This window comes from Nonomuraea terrae (genome assembly GCF_044465245.1).
Lineage (GTDB): Bacteria > Actinomycetota > Actinomycetes > Streptosporangiales > Streptosporangiaceae > Nonomuraea > Nonomuraea terrae.
The window spans coordinates 391,940-409,457 of sequence record NZ_JBITLL010000003.1 but is presented as its reverse complement, the minus strand read 5'-3'; the positions used below and the strand labels follow the sequence as shown (position 1 = coordinate 409,457).

16 protein-coding genes are annotated in these 17,518 nt (G+C 73.1%); 11 read left to right on the top strand and 5 right to left on the bottom strand.

What is annotated here, in order from left to right; all coding sequences use genetic code 11:
* Nucleotides 1–187 precede the first annotated feature (187 nt).
* The 3 genes from ACIBP6_RS14365 to ACIBP6_RS14355 all read left to right on the top strand — a co-directional run bounded on the left by ACIBP6_RS14365 (nt 188) and on the right by ACIBP6_RS14355 (nt 3,252).
* The gene (locus ACIBP6_RS14365) at nt 188–1,072 is read left to right on the top strand and encodes a Gfo/Idh/MocA family protein (protein ID WP_397052187.1); all 885 of its coding nucleotides are present in this window, start codon (nt 188–190) and stop codon (nt 1,070–1,072) included.
* 78 nt (nt 1,073–1,150) lie between these two features.
* Entirely contained in the window at nt 1,151–2,158 is a 1,008-nt protein-coding gene (locus tag ACIBP6_RS14360; protein WP_397052185.1) for an NAD-dependent epimerase/dehydratase family protein, read from the top strand.
* Nucleotides 2,159–2,196: 38 nt separating this feature from the next.
* Complete coding sequence (locus ACIBP6_RS14355; RefSeq protein WP_132618008.1) at nt 2,197–3,252, top strand: dihydrodipicolinate synthase family protein; 1,056 nt, start codon at nt 2,197–2,199, stop codon at nt 3,250–3,252.
* Here the strand turns inward: ACIBP6_RS14355 and ACIBP6_RS14350 are convergent.
* Nucleotides 3,249–4,454, bottom strand: a complete 1,206-nt coding sequence (locus ACIBP6_RS14350; protein ID WP_397052183.1) for a hypothetical protein — start codon at nt 4,452–4,454, stop codon at nt 3,249–3,251. The genes ACIBP6_RS14355 and ACIBP6_RS14350 overlap by 4 nt on opposite strands.
* A 43-nt stretch (nt 4,455–4,497) precedes the next feature.
* Here ACIBP6_RS14350 and ACIBP6_RS14345 point away from each other — a divergent pair, with 43 nt between their 5' ends.
* From ACIBP6_RS14345 to ACIBP6_RS14325, 5 genes are all read left to right on the top strand, one after another.
* Entirely contained in the window at nt 4,498–5,688 is a 1,191-nt protein-coding gene (locus tag ACIBP6_RS14345) for a DegT/DnrJ/EryC1/StrS family aminotransferase (protein WP_397052181.1), read from the top strand.
* Nucleotides 5,689–5,810: 122 nt separating this feature from the next.
* Nucleotides 5,811–7,019: an ABC transporter substrate-binding protein gene (locus tag ACIBP6_RS14340; protein WP_397052179.1), complete on the top strand. Its 1,209-nt coding sequence runs from the start codon at nt 5,811–5,813 to the stop codon at nt 7,017–7,019.
* Nucleotides 7,020–7,051: 32 nt separating this feature from the next.
* Nucleotides 7,052–7,918: a carbohydrate ABC transporter permease gene (locus tag ACIBP6_RS14335; RefSeq protein ID WP_132618010.1), complete on the top strand. Its 867-nt coding sequence runs from the start codon at nt 7,052–7,054 to the stop codon at nt 7,916–7,918.
* Entirely contained in the window at nt 7,915–8,787 is an 873-nt protein-coding gene (locus ACIBP6_RS14330) for a carbohydrate ABC transporter permease (protein ID WP_397052177.1), read from the top strand. The genes ACIBP6_RS14335 and ACIBP6_RS14330 overlap by 4 nt, the downstream gene beginning before the upstream one ends.
* A 69-nt stretch (nt 8,788–8,856) precedes the next feature.
* A complete protein-coding gene (locus tag ACIBP6_RS14325; RefSeq protein WP_397052175.1) occupies nt 8,857–9,744 on the top strand; it encodes a dihydrodipicolinate synthase family protein in 888 nt (295 codons plus the stop codon).
* A gap of 76 nt (nt 9,745–9,820) precedes the next feature.
* Here the strand turns inward: ACIBP6_RS14325 and ACIBP6_RS14320 are convergent, their stop codons facing one another.
* Nucleotides 9,821–10,549 carry an amidohydrolase family protein gene (locus ACIBP6_RS14320; RefSeq protein WP_397052173.1) on the bottom strand — a complete coding sequence of 243 codons (729 nt, stop codon included), beginning with the start codon at nt 10,547–10,549 and terminating at the stop codon, nt 9,821–9,823.
* Entirely contained in the window at nt 10,546–11,268 is a 723-nt protein-coding gene (locus ACIBP6_RS14315) for an amidohydrolase family protein (protein ID WP_397052171.1), read from the bottom strand. The genes ACIBP6_RS14320 and ACIBP6_RS14315 overlap by 4 nt, the downstream gene beginning before the upstream one ends.
* A gap of 102 nt (nt 11,269–11,370) precedes the next feature.
* Here ACIBP6_RS14315 and ACIBP6_RS14310 point away from each other — a divergent pair, with 102 nt between their 5' ends.
* From ACIBP6_RS14310 to ACIBP6_RS14300, 3 genes are read left to right on the top strand one after another with little or no spacing between them, the layout of a single operon-like run.
* Entirely contained in the window at nt 11,371–12,051 is a 681-nt protein-coding gene (locus tag ACIBP6_RS14310) for an amidohydrolase family protein (RefSeq protein WP_397052169.1), read from the top strand.
* A complete protein-coding gene (locus ACIBP6_RS14305) occupies nt 12,048–12,767 on the top strand; it encodes an amidohydrolase family protein (RefSeq protein ID WP_132618015.1) in 720 nt (239 codons plus the stop codon). The genes ACIBP6_RS14310 and ACIBP6_RS14305 overlap by 4 nt, the downstream gene beginning before the upstream one ends.
* The gene (locus ACIBP6_RS14300) at nt 12,764–13,969 is read left to right on the top strand and encodes a DegT/DnrJ/EryC1/StrS family aminotransferase (protein WP_397052167.1); all 1,206 of its coding nucleotides are present in this window, start codon (nt 12,764–12,766) and stop codon (nt 13,967–13,969) included. Before ACIBP6_RS14305 ends, ACIBP6_RS14300 begins: the two co-directional genes overlap by 4 nt.
* Before the next feature lie 39 nt (nt 13,970–14,008).
* Here ACIBP6_RS14300 and ACIBP6_RS14295 read toward each other — a convergent pair whose 3' ends face one another.
* A complete protein-coding gene (locus ACIBP6_RS14295; RefSeq protein WP_397052165.1) occupies nt 14,009–14,656 on the bottom strand; it encodes a hypothetical protein in 648 nt (215 codons plus the stop codon).
* Between the two features lie 118 nt (nt 14,657–14,774).
* A complete protein-coding gene (gene pulA, locus ACIBP6_RS14290) occupies nt 14,775–17,402 on the bottom strand; it encodes a pullulanase-type alpha-1,6-glucosidase (RefSeq protein ID WP_397052163.1) in 2,628 nt (875 codons plus the stop codon).
* Nucleotides 17,403–17,518 lie beyond the last annotated feature (116 nt).

The following is a 17,518-nucleotide window of genomic DNA, read 5'->3' as shown; positions in this document are numbered from 1 at the left end:
GGTTTCTGGATTACGGTCACACCTGAAATGCGTGAAGCGTGAGGATGGACCTCGGATAGCACCAGTAACGGACCCGACCGTAATCAGCGGATCGCGAGACTGTCAACACCCGTGATCCCCGGGAACGGCCGAGGCGCTGGGATGATGTTTGGCATTTCTGGCAGACGTGCATGAAAGGGAGACAGCCGTGCGTATCGCTCTGGCCGGCCTCGCCACCAGCCACCCCTACACCGACGCCCGCACCCTGGCCCGCCACGCCGACCTCGTCGTCTGGGAGCAGGACCCGGAGCGGTTGCGGCGCTTCACCGACGAGCACCCCCGCGCGAAGGTGGCGGCGAGCCTGGAGGAGGCGCTGTCCGGCGCCCCCGACGGCGTGGTGCTGACCGTGCCCAACCCGCAGGTCCCGCGGGCGCTGGCCAGGGTGCTGGAGACGGGCGCGCCCTGCTTCGTCAACAAGCCCGCCGCCGCCACCCGCGCCCAGCTGGAGCAGCTCGACCGGCTGCCGATCCACGACCGCGTGCTGTCGGGCTCGGTGCTGCGCTTCGCCCCGGCCTTCGCCGGCGCGCGCGTCGACCGTGACGAGCTGCTGGCCGTGCGGGCGACCGTACGGCACGACGTGGGCCTGTGGGCGAACGGCTACAACGCCTGGCAGGACACGCCCGGCGAGGGCGGCGGCACGATGGTGACCATGGGCGTTCACGGGGTGGAGCTGCTGGTGGCGCTGCTCGGCCCCGCCGTGCGGCTGGCCGGCGCCGCCGGGGCAAGACGGCACTACACGACGCTGCGCTCCGAGGACACCGGCGTGCTGGCGCTGCGCTGGGACGACGGCGTCACCGGCACGGTCGAGATCCTCGGCGTCTCCGCCTCGGAGTCCTACACCGTCACCCTGCACCATCGCGACTCCACCGAGACGATCGTGATCGAGCCCGGCGACGACCCGGTGAAGGGCCTCGGCTACGAGGGGACGATCGAGGCGTTCCTCGCCATGGTGGGCGGCGCGCCCAGCCCGGTGCCGTGGAGCCAGACCAGGGCCGTGCTCGACGTGCTCGTCCGCGCGCGCGAACGCGCCTGAGCAGCCCGCCCCCCCGTTGACAGCCGGACTCCTGCCCAGTTACGGTCTGGACCGTAAATAACGGATGGAGGAGACCGCGTGCGGACGACAGCGGAACTCGAGGAGCGGCTGGCACGGCCCGGTGCCGGGCTCGTCGGCGATCTCGGCAGGCTCGAGGGCGACATCATGATCCTGGGCGCCGGCGGCAAGCTGGGCCCGAGCCTGGTGCGGCTGGCCCTGAACGCCACCCGCGGCGACCGGCGGATCATCGCGGTGTCGCGCTTCTCCGAGCCGGGGCTCGCGGACGACCTCCGCGCCGCCGGCGCCACCGTGGTCGCCGCCGACGTCGCCGACGACCGGGCGCTGCGCGAGCTGCCGGACGCGCCCAACGTGGTGTTCCTGGTGGGCGCCAAGTTCGGCACCCACGGCCGCGAGCACACCGCCTGGTTCACCAACACGTACCTGCCCGGCCGGGTGGCCGAACGGTTCGCCGGCAGCCGGATCGCCGCGCTGTCCACCGGGAACGTCTACCCGCTGGTCCCCGTCGCCGGCGGCGGCTGCGCCGAGGACCATCCCGTCGGCCCGGTCGGCGACTACGCGATGAGCTGCCTCGGCAGGGAACGGGTGCTGACGCACTTCTCCGAGGCGGCCGGCACGCCCATGTCGCTGATCCGCCTCAACTACGCGGTGGAGCTGCGCTACGGCGTGCTCGTCGACCTCGCCCAGAAGGTGCTGGCGGGTGAGCCGATCGACCTGACCACGGGCCAGGTGAACGTGGTCTGGCAGGGCTACGCCAACGAGGTCGCGCTGCGCTCGCTGCTGCTGGCGAGCACGCCGCCGTACGTGCTCAACGTCACGGGCCCCGAGCTGATCTCCGTACGGCAGGCGGCGCAGGCGCTCGGCGACGTGCTCGGCAAGGAGCCGGTCTTCACCGGCGAGGAGGCGCCCACGGCGCTGCTGTCCAACGCCTCGCGCTGCCACGGCCTGTTCGGCTACCCGGAGCTGACCCCCGCCGAGCTCATCGAGCACACGGCGCGCTGGGTCGCCGAGGGCGGGCCGCTGCTCGGCAAGCCCACCAAGTTCGATCGCCGCGACGGGCGGTTCTGACCCGCGTGCTCACTTCTGACGACAAAGGGGGACCTCACGTGCTCAGCACGGCTCCGCAGGCGCACACGTCCGTACGGGACCTGTTCAGACGCGGTCTGGTGATCCCGGCCCATCCCTTGGCCCTGACCGAGGACCGGAAGCTGGACGAGCGCCGCCAGCGCGCCCTGACCCGCTACTACGTGGAGGCCGGCGCGGGCGGGCTGGCGGTCGGCGTGCACACCACGCAGTTCGCCATCCACGGCACCGGCCTGCTGCGGCCGGTGCTGGAGCTGGCCGCCGACGCGGCGGCGGAGTTCCCGCGCGCGGTGGCGCTGGTGGCCGGGGTGACCGGGCCCACCGAGCGGGCCGTGGCCGAGGCGGAGCTGGCCCGGTCGCTCGGCTACCACATGGTGCTGCTCAGCCCGTACCGGGAGCTGGACGAGGACGGGCTGGTCGAGCGGGCGCGGGCCGTGGGGGAGGTGCTGCCGGTGATCGGCTTCTACCTGCAGCCCGCCGTGGGCGGCCGGCCGCTGTCGCGCGACTTCTGGACGCGGCTCGCCTCGATCGAGTCGGTGGTGGGCATCAAGGTCGCCCCCTTCGACCGCTACCGCACCCTCGACGTGCTGCACGGCGTCGTACGCGCGGGCCGGGCCGGCGAGGTGGCGCTCTACACCGGCAACGACGACCACATCCTGGCCGACCTCATCACCACCCACCGCGTGATCGTGGACGGGCGCGAGGTCGAGGTGGAGTTCGTCGGCGGCCTGCTCGGCCAGTGGGCGGTGTGGGTCCGGCGGGCGGTGGAGCTGCTGGAGCAGGCCACGCTGGCCCGCTCCGGCGACGACGCGGCGGTGCGCCGGCTGCTCAGCCTCGACGGCCACCTCACCGACGCCAACGCCGCCATCTTCGATTCGGCCAACGGCTTCCGGGGCTGCATCCCCGGCATCCACGAGGTGCTGCGCCGCCAGGGACTGCTGGCGGGCCGCTGGTGCCTGGACCCGGAGGAGGAGCTGTCGCCGGGGCAGCTCGCGGAGATCGACCGTGTCTGGGCGGCGTACCCGTGGCTGCGCGACGACGAGTTCGTGGCCGAGGGCCTGGACCGATGGCTGGCCTAGAGGGTGAGGCGGTAGAGCGTGAGCGGTCGGCCGCTGGAGCCGCTGGTCAGGTTGCCGGTGCGTTCGGCCAGCCCGGCCAGCTCCAGCCGGTGCAGCATGCGCCGGGCGGTGCGCTGCTGGACGGCGAGCCGCTCGGCGATCTCGCGGGTGGTCAGCGCGGCGCCGCCGGCCGCCTCGCGGGCCTCCAGCAGCTTCTCCAGGGTCGGCACCGACAGGCCCACCCGGCGGGCGAGCACCGACAGGTTCTGCGTGCCCGTGGGCGCGCTGGCCACCGACTCCAGCACGATGTCGGTGTCGGCGCGCAATGACAGCACCGCGGCCACGTCGCCGATGCGCCGCGCGCGGGCCAGCGCCCGCCGGGCCAGGCTCTCGGCCTCGGCGGCGCTGCGCCCGAGGCCGAACCCGACCCGTGCCACGGCGCTGTGCGCGGCCAGCCGGGCCAGCATGGGCAGCCCGGTGAAGCCGCCGGTCGCGTCGTTGAGCGGGCCCCGCGTGGTCACCAGCAGGTGGGTGCCGCCGCGGAAGGCGGCGAGCGTGCCGCCCAGCGCGCCGGCCTCACGCAGCAGGCCCTCCTCGCCGTCCACCTCCACCAGCCCGAGCGCGATCTGCGCGTCCTCCTGCGCCTGGCCCTCGGCGGTCAGCAGGAGCTGGCGCAGCGCCACGCGGACCGAGTGCACCGACGGCGCCAGCCGCAGCACGTGCATCTCCTCGCGCAGCGCCTCGTGCACCGAGCTGATGCAGGTGATCACCGGGTGGGCCGGGCCGCGCCGGTGGAAGGCGATGACCTTCTTGGAGGTCGCGTCGGGCCGGTAGCCGAGCGTGCGCAGGCGGTCGGTGGGCAGCCCCGCCTCGACGAACGTGGTGGTGACGTCGGCGGGGGACATGGTGTCGATGGACAGGCGGGTGATGTCGTGGCCTTCGTGCTGCAGCCGTACCAGGGCGCCGAGCAGCGTGGCGCCGGAGTAGTCGACGAACGCGGCCGGCTGCGAGAGCACGTCGGCGTTGCGGGCCAGCATGTACGGGACGATGCCGGTGAACAGCCACCCCTCGACGGAGGAGGCGTGCCCCTCGACGATCGCGGGGGCCTGCGACTCGTGGTCGTAGTCGAGCCTGAGCGTGCTCACGCCCGGCTGCTCCTCGCAGGTGGCCGCGACGTCGTCGACCAGATCGTGGGGGCCGACGACTCCGATGACGATACCCACCCGCGCCTCCTCTTTATTACGGTCTAGACCGAAAGGTTAACTGGTGACTCTGCATTTTCCCAACATGGCCGAACCCGCCGGCCGCACCCTCGGCGACGAGGAGACGGCGGCGCTGGAACGGGTGGTCCGCTCCGGCATGCTGAGCTCCGTCTGGGGGACCGAGGCGCGGGCGCTCGAACGCGAGATCGGTGACCTGTACGGCGCCCGCCACGTGGTCGCGTGCAGCTCCGGCACCGCGGCGCTGCACCTGTCGGTGGTGGCGGCGGCGCCCGACCCCGGAGACGAGATCATCACGACCCCGATCACGGACTTCGGGACCGTGGCCCCCATCTTGGCGCAGAACGCCGTTCCTGTCTTCGCCGATGTCGATCCCTCCGACGGCACCCTAGACCCGGACGCCGTGAAGCGGCTCATCGGGCCGCGCACACGGGCGATCATGGCCGTCCACTTGTTCGGCGTCCCCGCCCGCGTCGGCGAGCTGCGCGCGCTGGCGGACGAGCACGGACTCACGCTGATCGAGGACTGCGCCCAGGCGTGGCTCACCGAGCTGCCCGGCGGCCGGTACGCGGGCACGGCCGGCCACGTCGGCACCCTGAGCCTGCAGCAGTGGAAGCACATCACCTGCGGCGACGGCGGTTTGACGCTCACCGACGACGACGAGCTGGCCCGGCGCATGCGGCTGTTCGCCGACAAGGGCTGGGACCGGGCCGCGGGCCGCTCCCACGAGAGCCTCGGCCTCAACTACCGGATGACCGAGCTCCAGGCCGCCGTGGCCCGGGCCCAGCTGACCAAGCTGCCCGGGGTCGTGGAGTCCCGCCGCCGCACCGCCGCCCTGCTCGTCGAGGCCCTGCGCGGCCTGGACGGCGTCGCGGAGGCGGACGCGCCCGGCGAGGCGGTGATCCGCCTGCCCCGCACCGACGGGCACGCCTGGTGGCTCTTCCCGCTCGTGCTGCCCGGCGGCGACGCCCCCGGGCTGGCGGCGCACCTGAGCGCGGCCGGGATCCCGGCGCGGGCCGGTTATCTCCAGGAACCCCTCAACCGGGCCCCGCTGTGGGGCCGGCCGGTCTACGGGAGCTCCGCCTACCCGCTGGAGGGCTACCGCCCCGCGGCCTGCCCCGAGGCCGAGCGGCTGGTCGAGGCCACCCTCGTGGTCATCGACTGGAACGAGCGCTACACGCGGGAACACGTGGACGCCGTCGCGCGGGCGGTGGCGAGCTACCCGAACCTGCCCTAGTTACGTTCATGTATCACCCATTGACCCGTTCCGCTCCGAATAACTAGGTTTCGGTCAGGACCGGTATTCATGAAAGGACGCCACCGATGAGGAAGGCAACGGCAGCCGGAATCGTGGCCGCTATGAGCGCCGTGATCGCCGGATGCGGGTCCGGTGGCTCGGGCTCGGACAAGAGCGCGGTGACCCTCTGGATGTATCCCGTCATCAGCGACGTGGCCAAGAACAAGACGTTCTGGGACAAGGTCGAGAAGGACTTCGAGGCCGCGAACCCCACGATCGACGTCACCATCGACCAGCAGCCCTGGGACGGCCGCCAGGAGAAGGTCACCACCGCCCTGGCCTCCAGGAAGGGCTTCGACCTGGTCGTGCTCGGCCCCGACCAGATCCCGCAGTACGCCCAGCAGGGCACGCTCGAGCCCGTGGACGACGTCGTCGCGCCCGACAAGGCGGCGTACCTGCCCAACTCGCTCAGCGGGCTCACCGTGGACGGCAAGCTCTACGGAGTCCCGATCTACCAGACGATCACCGCGCCCATCTACAACAAGAAGCTCTTCGAGGAGGCGGGCGTCGCCAAGGCGCCCGAGACGCTCGCCGAGCTGAAGGAGGCCGCGCCCAAGCTGGCCGCCAAGGGCGTCGCCGTCCTCGACTACCCGGGCAAGCCCGACGCGCTGAACCAGAGCTTCTACCCGATCCTGTGGGCCAACGGCGGCTCGGTGTTCTCCCCGGACGGCAAGAGCGTGACGGTCAACAGCCAGGAGGGGATCGACAGCCTGCAGTTGCTGCTCGACCTGAAGGCCGCCGGCGGCCTGCCGGAGAACACCGCCAGCAAGGGCAACGACATCGAGGGCGGCCCGCTGGCCGCCGGCAAGACGGCGATGTACCACGCGGCCACGGCGCTCCAGGCCGACCAGCTCGGCGCCGCCATCGGCCCCGAGAACGTGGGCATCGGCCTGCCCCTGGAGGGCAGGAAGCGGGTCGCCTTCGGCATCCCCGGCGGCCTCGTCCTGGCCAAGCACTCCGAGGTCAAGGACGCGGCCAAGAAGTTCGCCGGCTACCTCGCCTCACCCGAGGTGGCGGCGGCGCTGGCCAAGGAGTCGGGCTTCTACTCGGCGCGCACCGACGTGACCATCCCCGACCAGTCGGAGACCTCGAAGCAGTTCGCCAAGGCGCTGGAGTTCGCCTTCCCCGGCGACACGCACCCCAAGGCCCGCCAGGTGATGGCGATGGTCGGCGCGCACGTGCAGGCGGCCCTGATCGGCAAGGAGGACGCGAAGACCGCCCTCGACGCCGCCGCCGCCGAGGCCAACGAGCTGCTGGCGAGCGGCAGCTGACCAGCCCGTCTTCTCGAAAGGTGTGAAACCAGGTGCGTCACCGCCTGCGTGATCCGATCACGGGACTGCTGTTCGTCCTGCCGATGCTCGTGCTGTTCCTGATGTTCAGGATCTTCCCCACCCTCGGGGCGGCGGGGATGAGCCTGACGAACTGGAACATCGGCGGCGAGTGGAGCTTCACCGGCGCCGACAACTACGTCCGGCTCGTGAACGACCCGAACTTCTGGTCCAGCCTCCGGGTCACGCTGGTGTACACCGCCATCTACGTGCCGCTCGTCGTGCTGGTCTCGCTCGGCACCGCGCTGCTGCTCAACGCCGTCGTCTTCCTGCGCGGCCTGTTCCGCGGCATCCTCTTCCTGCCGTACGTGACCAGCTTCGTCTTCGCCGGCATCATCTGGCGCTGGATCTACGAGATCGACGGCCTGCTCAACGGCCTGCTGGCCAAGATCGACATCGGGACGGTGGCGTTCATGGAGCGGGCCGACCTGGTGCTGCCCGCGCTCGCCGTCGTCTCCTGCTGGAAGGGCTTCGGCTACTCGATGCTGATCCTGCTGGCCGGGCTCAAGGCGATCCCTGGCACGTACCTGGAGGCGGCCACGGTGGACGGCGCGAGCGCCTGGCAGCGCTTCCGCAGCATCACGCTGCCGCTGCTCAAGCCCGCGCTCTTCTTCGTCCTGGTGATCGAGACGATCTCCTCGTTCCAGGTCTTCGACACCATCTACGTGATGACCGGCGGCGGCCCGGCCAAGGCCAGCTACACCCTCATCTACGGCATCTTCGAGCGCGGCTTCCGGTTCTGGGAGTTCGGCTACGCGGCCACCTGGGGCATGGTGCTCTTCGCCGTCGTGCTGGTCGTCGCCCTGATCCAGCGCCGCATCGTCGGCAAGGAGGACACATGACGCTGACGGCCACGCGCCCCGCCGCCCGCGCCGGGCGGGCCGCCGCGCCGCGCCGGCCCGCCCGCGGACGGGCCCGCACATGGGCGCTGTACGCGCTGCTGTCGGTCATGTCGCTGCTGACCCTGGGCCCGTTCATCGCGATGATCATCGTGGCGCTCTCGCCGCGCGGCGCGCCGACCGTGCCCGTGCAGTGGCCCGACGCGCTCACGTTCGACAACATCACGCAGATCCTGGGCGCGTCGGGGTTCACCGCATGGACGCTCAACTCGCTGATCTACTCGGTCGTCTCCGTGGTGATCATCCTGCTCACGGCGTCGATGGCCGGCTACGCCTTCGCCAAGAAACGCTTCCCCGGCCGCGACGCCATGTTGTGGACGTTCATCGCCACGATGATGGTGCCGTTCCAGGCCACGCTCATCCCGCTGTACGTGCTCGTCTCCGACCTCGGCGGGGCCGACACGTTCTGGGGGCTGATCGTTCCGACGCTGGCCAACTCGCAGGCGGTCTTCCTCATGCGGCAGTTCATCATGGGGCTGCCCGACGAGCTCTTCGACGCCGCCAAGGTGGACGGCGCCTCGGAGCTGCGCGTCTACTGGACGATCGTGGTGCCGCTCACCAAGCCCATCCTGGCCACGCTGGGCGTGTTCGTCTTCCTGTGGCACTGGAACGACTTCCTGTGGCCGCTGGTGATCTCGCAGAGCGACGCCACCCGTACCCTCACCGTCGGCCTGACGGTGCTGAAGACCGAGGAGCTGCAGTGGGCGACGCTGATGTCGTCGGCGGCGGTCTCGGCGGTGCCCTGCCTGGTGGTGTTCTTCCTGCTGCAGCGCTACCTCGTCAACAGCATCGCGATGACCGGACTGAAGTAGGGTGCTCCCTTCGCCGGTTCCGTACGGCCTACGCTGGTCGCCCGGAACGTCCGGTGAGGGGAGCAACTGATGAGCACGCCGATCGATCCGGGGGCCGCCCGGCTGCGTGACCGCCTGCGCGGCGCCCTGGTGGCCGCCGCGGCGACGCCGATGACGAGGTCGGGCGAGGTGGACCTCGATGTCGCGGAGGCGTACTTCCGCCGTCTGGCCGCCTCCGGCGCGGACGCCCTGGCCGTCCTCGCCCACACCGGCCGCGGTCCCTTCCTGGCCCCGGACGTCCGCGCCGGGCTGATCGCCCGCGCCCGCCGTACGGGCGTGCCCGTGATCGCGGGCGTCGGCGGCGGCCGGTCAGCCGCCCCCGAGGAGGCCAGGGTCGCCGCCGAGCTGGGCGCCGACGGCGTGCTGGTGTTCCCGTCCCAGGGGGACCGGGCGGCGCTGCACGAGGCGGTATGGGCCGCCGCCGGGCTGCCGATGATCGCGTTCGACCTGTACACCGATCCCTGCCCGCCCGCCGCGCTCGGCGAGATCCTGCGCCATCCGGGCGTCGCCGGGCTCAAGACGGCGCTGCTGTCCGACGCGATGGGCTGCCAGCGCACGATCGCGCTCACCCGCGAGACCGGCCGGCTGGCCATCACGGGAGAGGACCGGATGTTCGGCCCCTCGCTGCTGTGGGGCGCGCAGGCGGCGCTCGTGGGCATCGCGGCGGCGTCGGTGGAGACGACGGCGGCGGTGCTGCGCGCGTTCGAGGGCGACGACCTGCGCGGTTTCGAGAAGGCGTCCGCGCGCCTCGACCGGCTGGCCGCCGCCACCTTCACCGCCCCCATGGAGGGGTATGTCCAGCGCATGCTCTGGCTGGCCGCCGCCGAGGGCCTGATCCCCGAGTCCCACGCCTTCGACCCGTACGGCCCCGGCCTGCCGGAGCCGGAGCGCGCGGCCGTGCTCGCCGCGGCGGCGTAACGGGCAGGTCGGAGCGGGCAGGTCGTAGCGGGCAGGTCGTAACGGGCAGGTCGGAGCGGGTACGGCGTAGCGGGCGCTAGGGCGTGAGGTCCAGGCCGAAGAGGCGGGCGGCGTTGCGCCAGGCGACGAGCTGGGCCGTCTCCTCGTCCAGGTTCGCCGCCGCGACCGCGCCGAACGCCGAGGCCGGGTCGATGAGGGTCGAGTCGGTGCCGAACAGCAGCCGGGTGCGGTCGACCGCCGCCGCCACCCGGGCCACCCGCCCGGCCGGGGCGTGGGAGTAGCACGGCTCCAGATAGAGGCGGTCGCACCCGCGCGCCGCCTCGATCGCGTACGCGTACCCGTCGGCGCCCATGTGGCCCGCGATGACGCGCAGGCCGGGCGTGTCGCGGCAGACCTCGGCGAGGTCCAGCACCGTGGCGCCCCAGGTGTGGACGAGCGCCGGCACGCCGGCCTCGGCCACCATGGCCAGCGCCTCGCGTGTCTGCGGCGAGGAGGCGGGCGAGCCGGTGTAGTCGGTGTGGATCTTGACCCCGACGAACTTCCCCGTGGGGAGGTACTCGCGCAGGTCGCGTTCGGCGTCGGCCGGGCGGCGGGGGTTGACGGTGACGTAGCCGAGGTGGCGGTCCTGACCCGTCAGCCAGCCGGCCAGGGCCCGGTTGCCGGCACGGGCGTCGTAGATCACCGCCTCGGTGGCCGAGACGATCGCGAGGTCGATGCCGTAGCGGTCCATGGCCGTCAGGTTGGCCGCGGCCACGTCCATCGTGAAGAACCACGGGCCCCAGTGGGCGTGCACGTCGATGATCATCCGAGTAGCCTCCTCGCGTTGCCGCCCGCCACGGCGGCGATCTCGTCCGGCTTGAGCCCGCTGGTCGCCAGGCGCAGCAGGGGGACGAGGGGCTCGTAGTGGGGGGTGCGCGAGCCGTACAGGAGCCGGTCGGGCGGGACGGTCTCCAGCGCGTCGGGGGAGTTGAGCAGGCGCGTCGAGGTGTGGAACCCGGGCTCGTCGGCGGCCACCACGAGGAAGTCGCCCAAGTGGTAGAAGTGCGTGTCGAGGAAGACCACCGTCGCCTCCAGCCCGGCGAACGGCTGCCAGAACCTCCGCACGTCGCCGCCGGTCAGCACGACCAGGCCGAGCCCGGCCGCCTTCCGCGCGACGTGCCGCACCGACGGGAAGCCCGCCTCGACGCCCTGCTCGTCCGGGAAGAGCCTGATCGCCCGCACGCCCAGCTCCGCCAGCCGGTCGATCTCGCGTACGGCGCCGAGGGGGTCGCGCAGGTCCACGGCGCCGACGGGGACGACGCCGTCGAGCGCCAGCACCTCGTCGTTGCCTGAGGGCACGTCGAACAGGGCGGCCCGCAGTGACGCGACCGCGCCCGAGCGGATACGGTGGGCGGCCAGGACGTCCAGCACCGACCCCGGCGTGCCCGGCGGCCCGTCACGGTCGGGGTGGGCGCCGACCAGCACGTCCACGTCGAGGGTCACCTCGAGGTCGCCGACCAGCTTGCGCGCGTCGAACGCGGTCACGTCCGCCTCCCTTGACTCGTGGCGGACAGCACATTACGGTCTGGGCCAAAATCCGGCAAGCGCACCTTGACCGGCGCTCAGGGTTGCGGCTAATTTCGGTCTGTGCCGGAATTAGTGATGGACGTCCACCGGCTCGTCGGGCCCGTGCCGTTCGACGACCTGCCCCAGGACCCGCGGCCCGAGATGGACCGGCTGGGCATCCATCGGGCCTGCGTCACCCACACCCTCAGCCTCTACTCCGACGTCCGCGCCGGAAACGAGGCGCTGCTCGCCCTGCGCGACCCGCGGCTGCTGCCGGTTCCCGTGCTGCTGCCGGCGGCGGGCGAGCCCGTGCCGGACCGGGACGTGCCCATGGTCCGGCTCTGCCCGGCCCGCCACCGCTTCGAGCTGACCGGGCCCACCGCCGTCCGCCTGCTCGCGCAGCTCGGCGTCACCGCGGCCGTCGAGCTCGACGAGACCTCCCCGAAGGAACTGCTCGCCCTCGCCCGGATGTTGCCCGGGCAGCGCCTGCTGCTGCTCAACCCCGGCTACCGGCGGCTGCGCGCCGTCGCCGAGCTCATGGCCGAGATCCCGAACCTCTGGGTGGAGATCGGCACCGTCAACACCCAGCGCGGCGTCGAATGGCTGGCCGGGCGCTTCGGGGCCGAGCGGCTGGTGTTCGGCACCGGCGCCCCCGTCCTGGACGACTGCGGCCCCCGCTTCCTGCTCGACCACCTGGAGCTGTCCCAGGCCGACATCGACCTGATCGCCGCCGGTGGCAGCCTCCTCGGGAGCGCCCGATGATCCTCGACGCGCACGGACACCTCGGCACCTGGCCCGACTTCCTCATCCCCGACCCGTCGGCCGACGGCATGGTCACCCTCATGGACCGCCTCGGCATCGACGCGATCGGGATCAGCCACCTGCTCGCCGTCGGCCCCTCCGCCGAGGAAGGGAACCGGCTGGCGTTCGCCGCCGCCGAACGCCACCCCGGCCGGATCGGCGTCTGGCAGGTGTACAACCCCCACCAGCGCAACCGGCTGACCGACCAGGGCGTGTGGGGCGTCAAGATCCATCCGGACGTGCACGAGTGCGCCCTCGACGACCGCCGCTACGACCCCGTCTGGGAGCTCGGCCTGCCCGTGCTCGCCCACGGCCAGACCGGCTCGCCGTGGAGCGACCCCGCGCAGTTCGCCGCCGTCGCCCGGCGGCACCCCGGCGTGCCGCTGCTGCTCGGGCACGCCGGGCTGTGGCAGAACGGTTTCCACCGCGCCGCCGAGCTGGCGGGGCCGTACCCGAACGTGTTCCTGGAGATCTGCGGCTCCAAGATGACCGGGCGGTGGATCGCCCGCCTGGCCGGCCTGATCGGCGCCGACCGCGTCGTCTACGGCTCCGACTCCTGCTTCCTCGACCTGCGGACCGGCTTCGGCCGCGTCGTCCTCGCCCCGCTCGAAGACGCCGACCGGGCCCTCATCCTCGGCGGCAACCTCGCCCGCATCCTGGAAGGACGTCTCCCATGACGCTCGCCATCCACGGCGGCACCCCCGTGCGCACCGCGCCCTGGCCGTCCTGGCCGCCGCCGCTCGACCATCCCCAGCGCGAACGGGTCACCGCCGTCCTGGAGAGCGGCCTGTGGGGCGCCACGCAGGGCGGCACGGCCTGCGCGGAGCTGGCCGCCGAGTTCGCGCGCCGCTCGGGCGTCCCGTACGGCGTCACCGTGGGCAACGCGACCCTGGGCCTGTTCGCGGCGCTGCGCGGCCTGGGCGTGGGACGCGGCGACGAGGTGATCGTGCCGGCGTACACGTTCGTGGCCTCGGCCACGGCCGTGCTGCTCGCCGGGGCCACCCCCGTGATCGTGGACGTCGACCCGGCCGACCTGCACCTGTCCGCGCAGGCGGCGCAGGCGGCGGTCACCGGCCGCACGGCCGCCATCATGCCGGTGCACCTGGCGGGCAGCCCCGCCGACATGGACGCCCTGAACGCGCTCGCCGCCCGCCACGGCCTGGCCGTGGTGGAGGACGCGGCCCAGGCGCACGGCGCGACGTACCGGGACCGGCCGGTCGGCGGGCTCGGCGACGCGGGCGTCTACAGCTTCCAGGCGAGCAAGGCGATGACGGCGGGGGAGGGCGGCCTCGTCGTCTGCCGCGACGAGGACGTCCACGAGGCCGTCTGGTCGGTCTGCAACCTCGGCCGCCGCCGTGGCGGCGAGTGGTACGGCCACCCCGGCCTCGGCTGGAACCTCCGGCTGACGGAGATCCAGGCCGCCCTCCTGCTGCCCTGGCTCGACCGCCTGGACAAGGAGATCGACCGCAGGAACGCCTTCAGCGCGGCCGTCGAACGCGAGCTCGCCACCGTTCCGTGGCCCGACGCCCCACCGGCGGCCGGCCCTGCGGCGGGGCGGCCGGTGACGGTGGTGCCGCAGCCGGCGGGCACGACGCTGGACTCGCGGCACCTGCTCATGCTCCGCGTGCACGTGCCCTTCGACCGGTCGTTCGCGCTGGCGGCGATGGCGGCGGAGGGCGTGCCGCTCGACGGCGGCTACCCGCCGCTCGGCGGCATGGCGGCGCTGGTCGAGGCGGGCGCCCGGGTGGAGCCCTGCCCGGCCGCGGAGGCCGCCGCCCGCGACGTGCTCTGGGTCCGCCAGTCGATGCTCATGGACGACCCCGCGAACGCCGCCCACATCGCCGAAGCCCTCGCCAAGGTCCTCGCCCACGCCCCATGACCCCGGCGGGTTCAGCGCGGGTGCCGGCGTCCGAGGCGGTCAGGCGTGGGCGGGGAGGGTGGTGCCGGCCGGGGCGGTCGATTCCGGGACGCGGATCAGGGCGGTGCAGTCGGCGATCGCGTCCGCCAGCAGCTGCCGCAGCAGCGCGTCCGGGTCGTCGATGCACGCCTGCACGATGCCCACCACCGACAGCTGCACCGCGTTGGGCGCGGCGTACCGGCGGAAGCCCTTCTCCGTGATCCGGGCGGCCCGGCTGAAGCGCCTGGCCTGCTCGGCCGCGTGCGGCACCTCCTCCATGGCGCGCCGGCTCCGCTCGCTCATCCGCCCCGACGGCGCGCCGTCGAGCCGGGCCAGCATCTCCTCGGCGGCGAGCACCGAGACCGCCAGCGCGAGCTGGCGCTCGGCGGCGGCCACCGGCAGCGCCGTGGTGGCGCAGCGCAGCGCGATCCGCGCGTCCACCCGGAGGTCGTCGCTGGTCAGCCCGATGATGGACGGCACCAGCCGGACGAGCTTGGACCGGCTCTCGTCACTGGTGTTGTCGTTGACGAGGCGGGCGAGTGCGGCCAGCAGCGGGTGGGTGCACGACGGGTGGTCGCTCCACCGCTCACCGGCCAGGTAGGAGGCCAGCTCCATGAAGCAGGCACCGCGCTTGGGGTTGCGGTGCCTGCCGCGGGAAAGAACCGGCATGTGATCAAGGTGATTGTCCACGGGTGCTCCACTGCTCCACGCGATCGCCGTCTATCCAGTTTGTGCCGTCATGCGGCTCGATGCCAGTGATGTGCGGGCTACCCCATAAGGCTTCCCCCTACCCCGCGGGGTCACACGCAGACACCCCCGTCCCGACGAACACCGCCACCGTGCGCGCGGGAACGCTCACCGTGCGCGCGCCCGGGTCGTACGCCGACTCCCGCACCACCGGGTCGCGCGAGGCCGCCTGGACCGGATGCGGCGCCACCGCGGCCGGCACGCCCTGGACCTGCGGGTACGGCGTGGCGTTGAAGACCACGGTGACCGACGTCCAGCGCGGGTCGAGGCCGGCGGTGTCGACGTGCATGGCGATCACGCCCTCCGCCGAGCCGGGGAAGGTCAGCCGCCGCCGTACCTCCTCCGCCGACCCCAGCGCGAACGCCGGTGAGGACGACCTGATCCGCAGCAGCTCCCCGAACCCGGCGCGGCACGCTTCGATCGCCTCACAACCCGGCCGCAGCGCCGGATCGGCCAGCAGCGGCCGGGCGTACGGCCAGCGGGCCTCGTTGTCGGCCCTGGGCGGCAGGCCCGCGCCGAAGCCGTTGCCCTGCGCGCAGTCCCACAGCAGCCGGTTGAACCAGTCGCCCGAGTCGTAGGAGTTGCGGTCGAGCGACTTCGAACGCAGCCGCTCCGAGCCCGCGAGCACGAACACCGTCCCCTGCGCCAGCAGCACCGTGGCCAGCGACAGCAGCTGCATGCGCACCCGGTCGGCCATCGGCGTGTCCTGCGGCAGCTTGTACGCCAGCGCGTCGAACAACGTCTCGTTGTCGTGCGCGTCCACGTACGTCACCGCCTCCCCGGGGGCGGTCGTGTACCCGGCGGGCGCGCCGTTGTAGTCGAGGTCGCGGGCTTTCACGCCCGAGGGCAGCACGTAGTCGGCCAGGCTCCCGGTCAGCCCCACCCGGATCAGGTCGGAGTAGTGCGCCAGCCGCGCCCGCTGCTGCTCCGGCGTGCCGTTGGCCGGCGACCCGTTCGGCGCTCCCGCGAGGCCCGAGCCGAACCCCTGCACGCGCGGGTCGGAGTCGAACGCGCCGCCGCCGCGCACCGCGTCGCGCATCCGGTCGCTGAACGTGCCGATGCCGGTGCCGGCCATGCCGGCCTGCGTCGCCTGCTCGAACCGGGCGCCGCCGGCCACCTCACCGAAGTCCCAGCCCTCGCCGTACAGCAGGATCGAGCGGCCGTCCACGCCGTCGCGGGCGGGCGTGAGCGCGTCGAGGGCGCGGCGGACGGCCAGGATGTTCGCCTTCGGGTGGTGGCCCATGAGGTCGAAGCGGAAGCCGTCCACCTTGTACCGGCGCGCCCAGGCCACCACCGAGTCCACCACCAGCCGGCCCGTCATGAGGTGCTCCGGCGCGGTGCCCGGGCAGCAGGTGGAGGTGGCCACCGCGCCGTCCTCCAGCAGCCGGTGGTAGTAGCCGGGGACGATCGGGTCGAGCACGCCGGTGGAGTGCGTGTGGTTGTAGACGACGTCCATCACCACGCGCAGCCCGGCCCGGTTGAGCGCGGCGACCATGCCGCGGAACTCCCTGATCCGCCGGTCCGGATCGGTCGCGTACGAGCCCTCCGGCACCGTGTAGTGCAGCGGGTCGTAGCCCCAGTTGTAGGAGTCGGTGGCCGCCGTACGGGCGACGCACTCCTGCTGCAGCTCCGAGTCGGGCGGCAGGGCGGCGAAGTCGCACTCGGGCTCCACGCGGTCGGCCCCGCGCTCGGGCACGGTCGCGAAGTCGAACACCGGCAGCAGGTGCACGTGCGTCACCCCGTCGGCGGCCAGCGCCCGCAGCTCGCGCGTCCCCCGGCTGTCCAGCCCGAACGCCGCGTACGTGCCGCGCAGCTCCTGCGGGACGCTCGCGTCGGAGGCGGAGAAGTCGCGCACGTGCAGCTCGTAGACCACGGCCCGCTCCGGCGGCACCGGGGCGGGCTTGGCCAGGCGGTCCCAGCCCGGCGGCCGGTGCGCGGCGGCGCCGGGGTCGACGAGCACGCCGCGCCCGCCGTCCGGGGTGACGAGCACGCCGTACGGGTCGGCGACCTCGTTCGTCACCACCGCGCCGGCGGCGGGGGAGTAGACGGTCACCAGGTACGCGTACGCGCGGCCGTACCAGGTGGGCAGGCCGCGCACCGACCACACGCCGGTCGCGTCGTCGCGGCGCATCGGGTGCACGGTGCGGCGGGAGCCGTACAGGGCCAGTTCGACCCTCTGCGCGGTCGGCGCCCACACCGACAGCCTCGGGAACATCCCGCCGCCCGGCCCCAGCGGGGCGGTGGCGGCCGCGGCGTACAGGTCGTCGAGCACGCCGGGAATCTGCACTCCGGTCGCCTCCCGCAGGGTGCCGCCGGAGTCCCAGGCGGCGGCCACGACCTGGCCGCGCAGCGCCCGCGCGGCCAGGCCGGCGTCGCGCGGGTCCACCGTGAGCGCGGTGTACCCGGCCAGGTGCGGCCACCGGCGCTTGTGCTCCTCGCCGAACGCGCCCGGTTGGAGCCGGATGAGCCGCGGCGCGCCGCCCAGCCCGTCCGGGCTCGCCGGGTCGGGCGCGATGCCGCCGGTCGCGCTGAAGGCCAGGCCGTGCCGCAGCGACGGATCGGCCCGCCAGGCCACCGTCGCGCGGTCGATCCAGTGGGCCGCCGCCCCGCTCAGGCCGGCGCCTTCGATGTGGTCACTCAGGCTCTTCGCCCCCTCGGCGAGCGGCACCCCGGACAGCCGTCCTCGTTCCCTCAGCTCGGCGGGCCATGCGGATCCGTAAAGTCATGACGCATATCAAATGCGTAACCAATTAGTAACTGTACGTAATTGAGATTGCGGTTCCA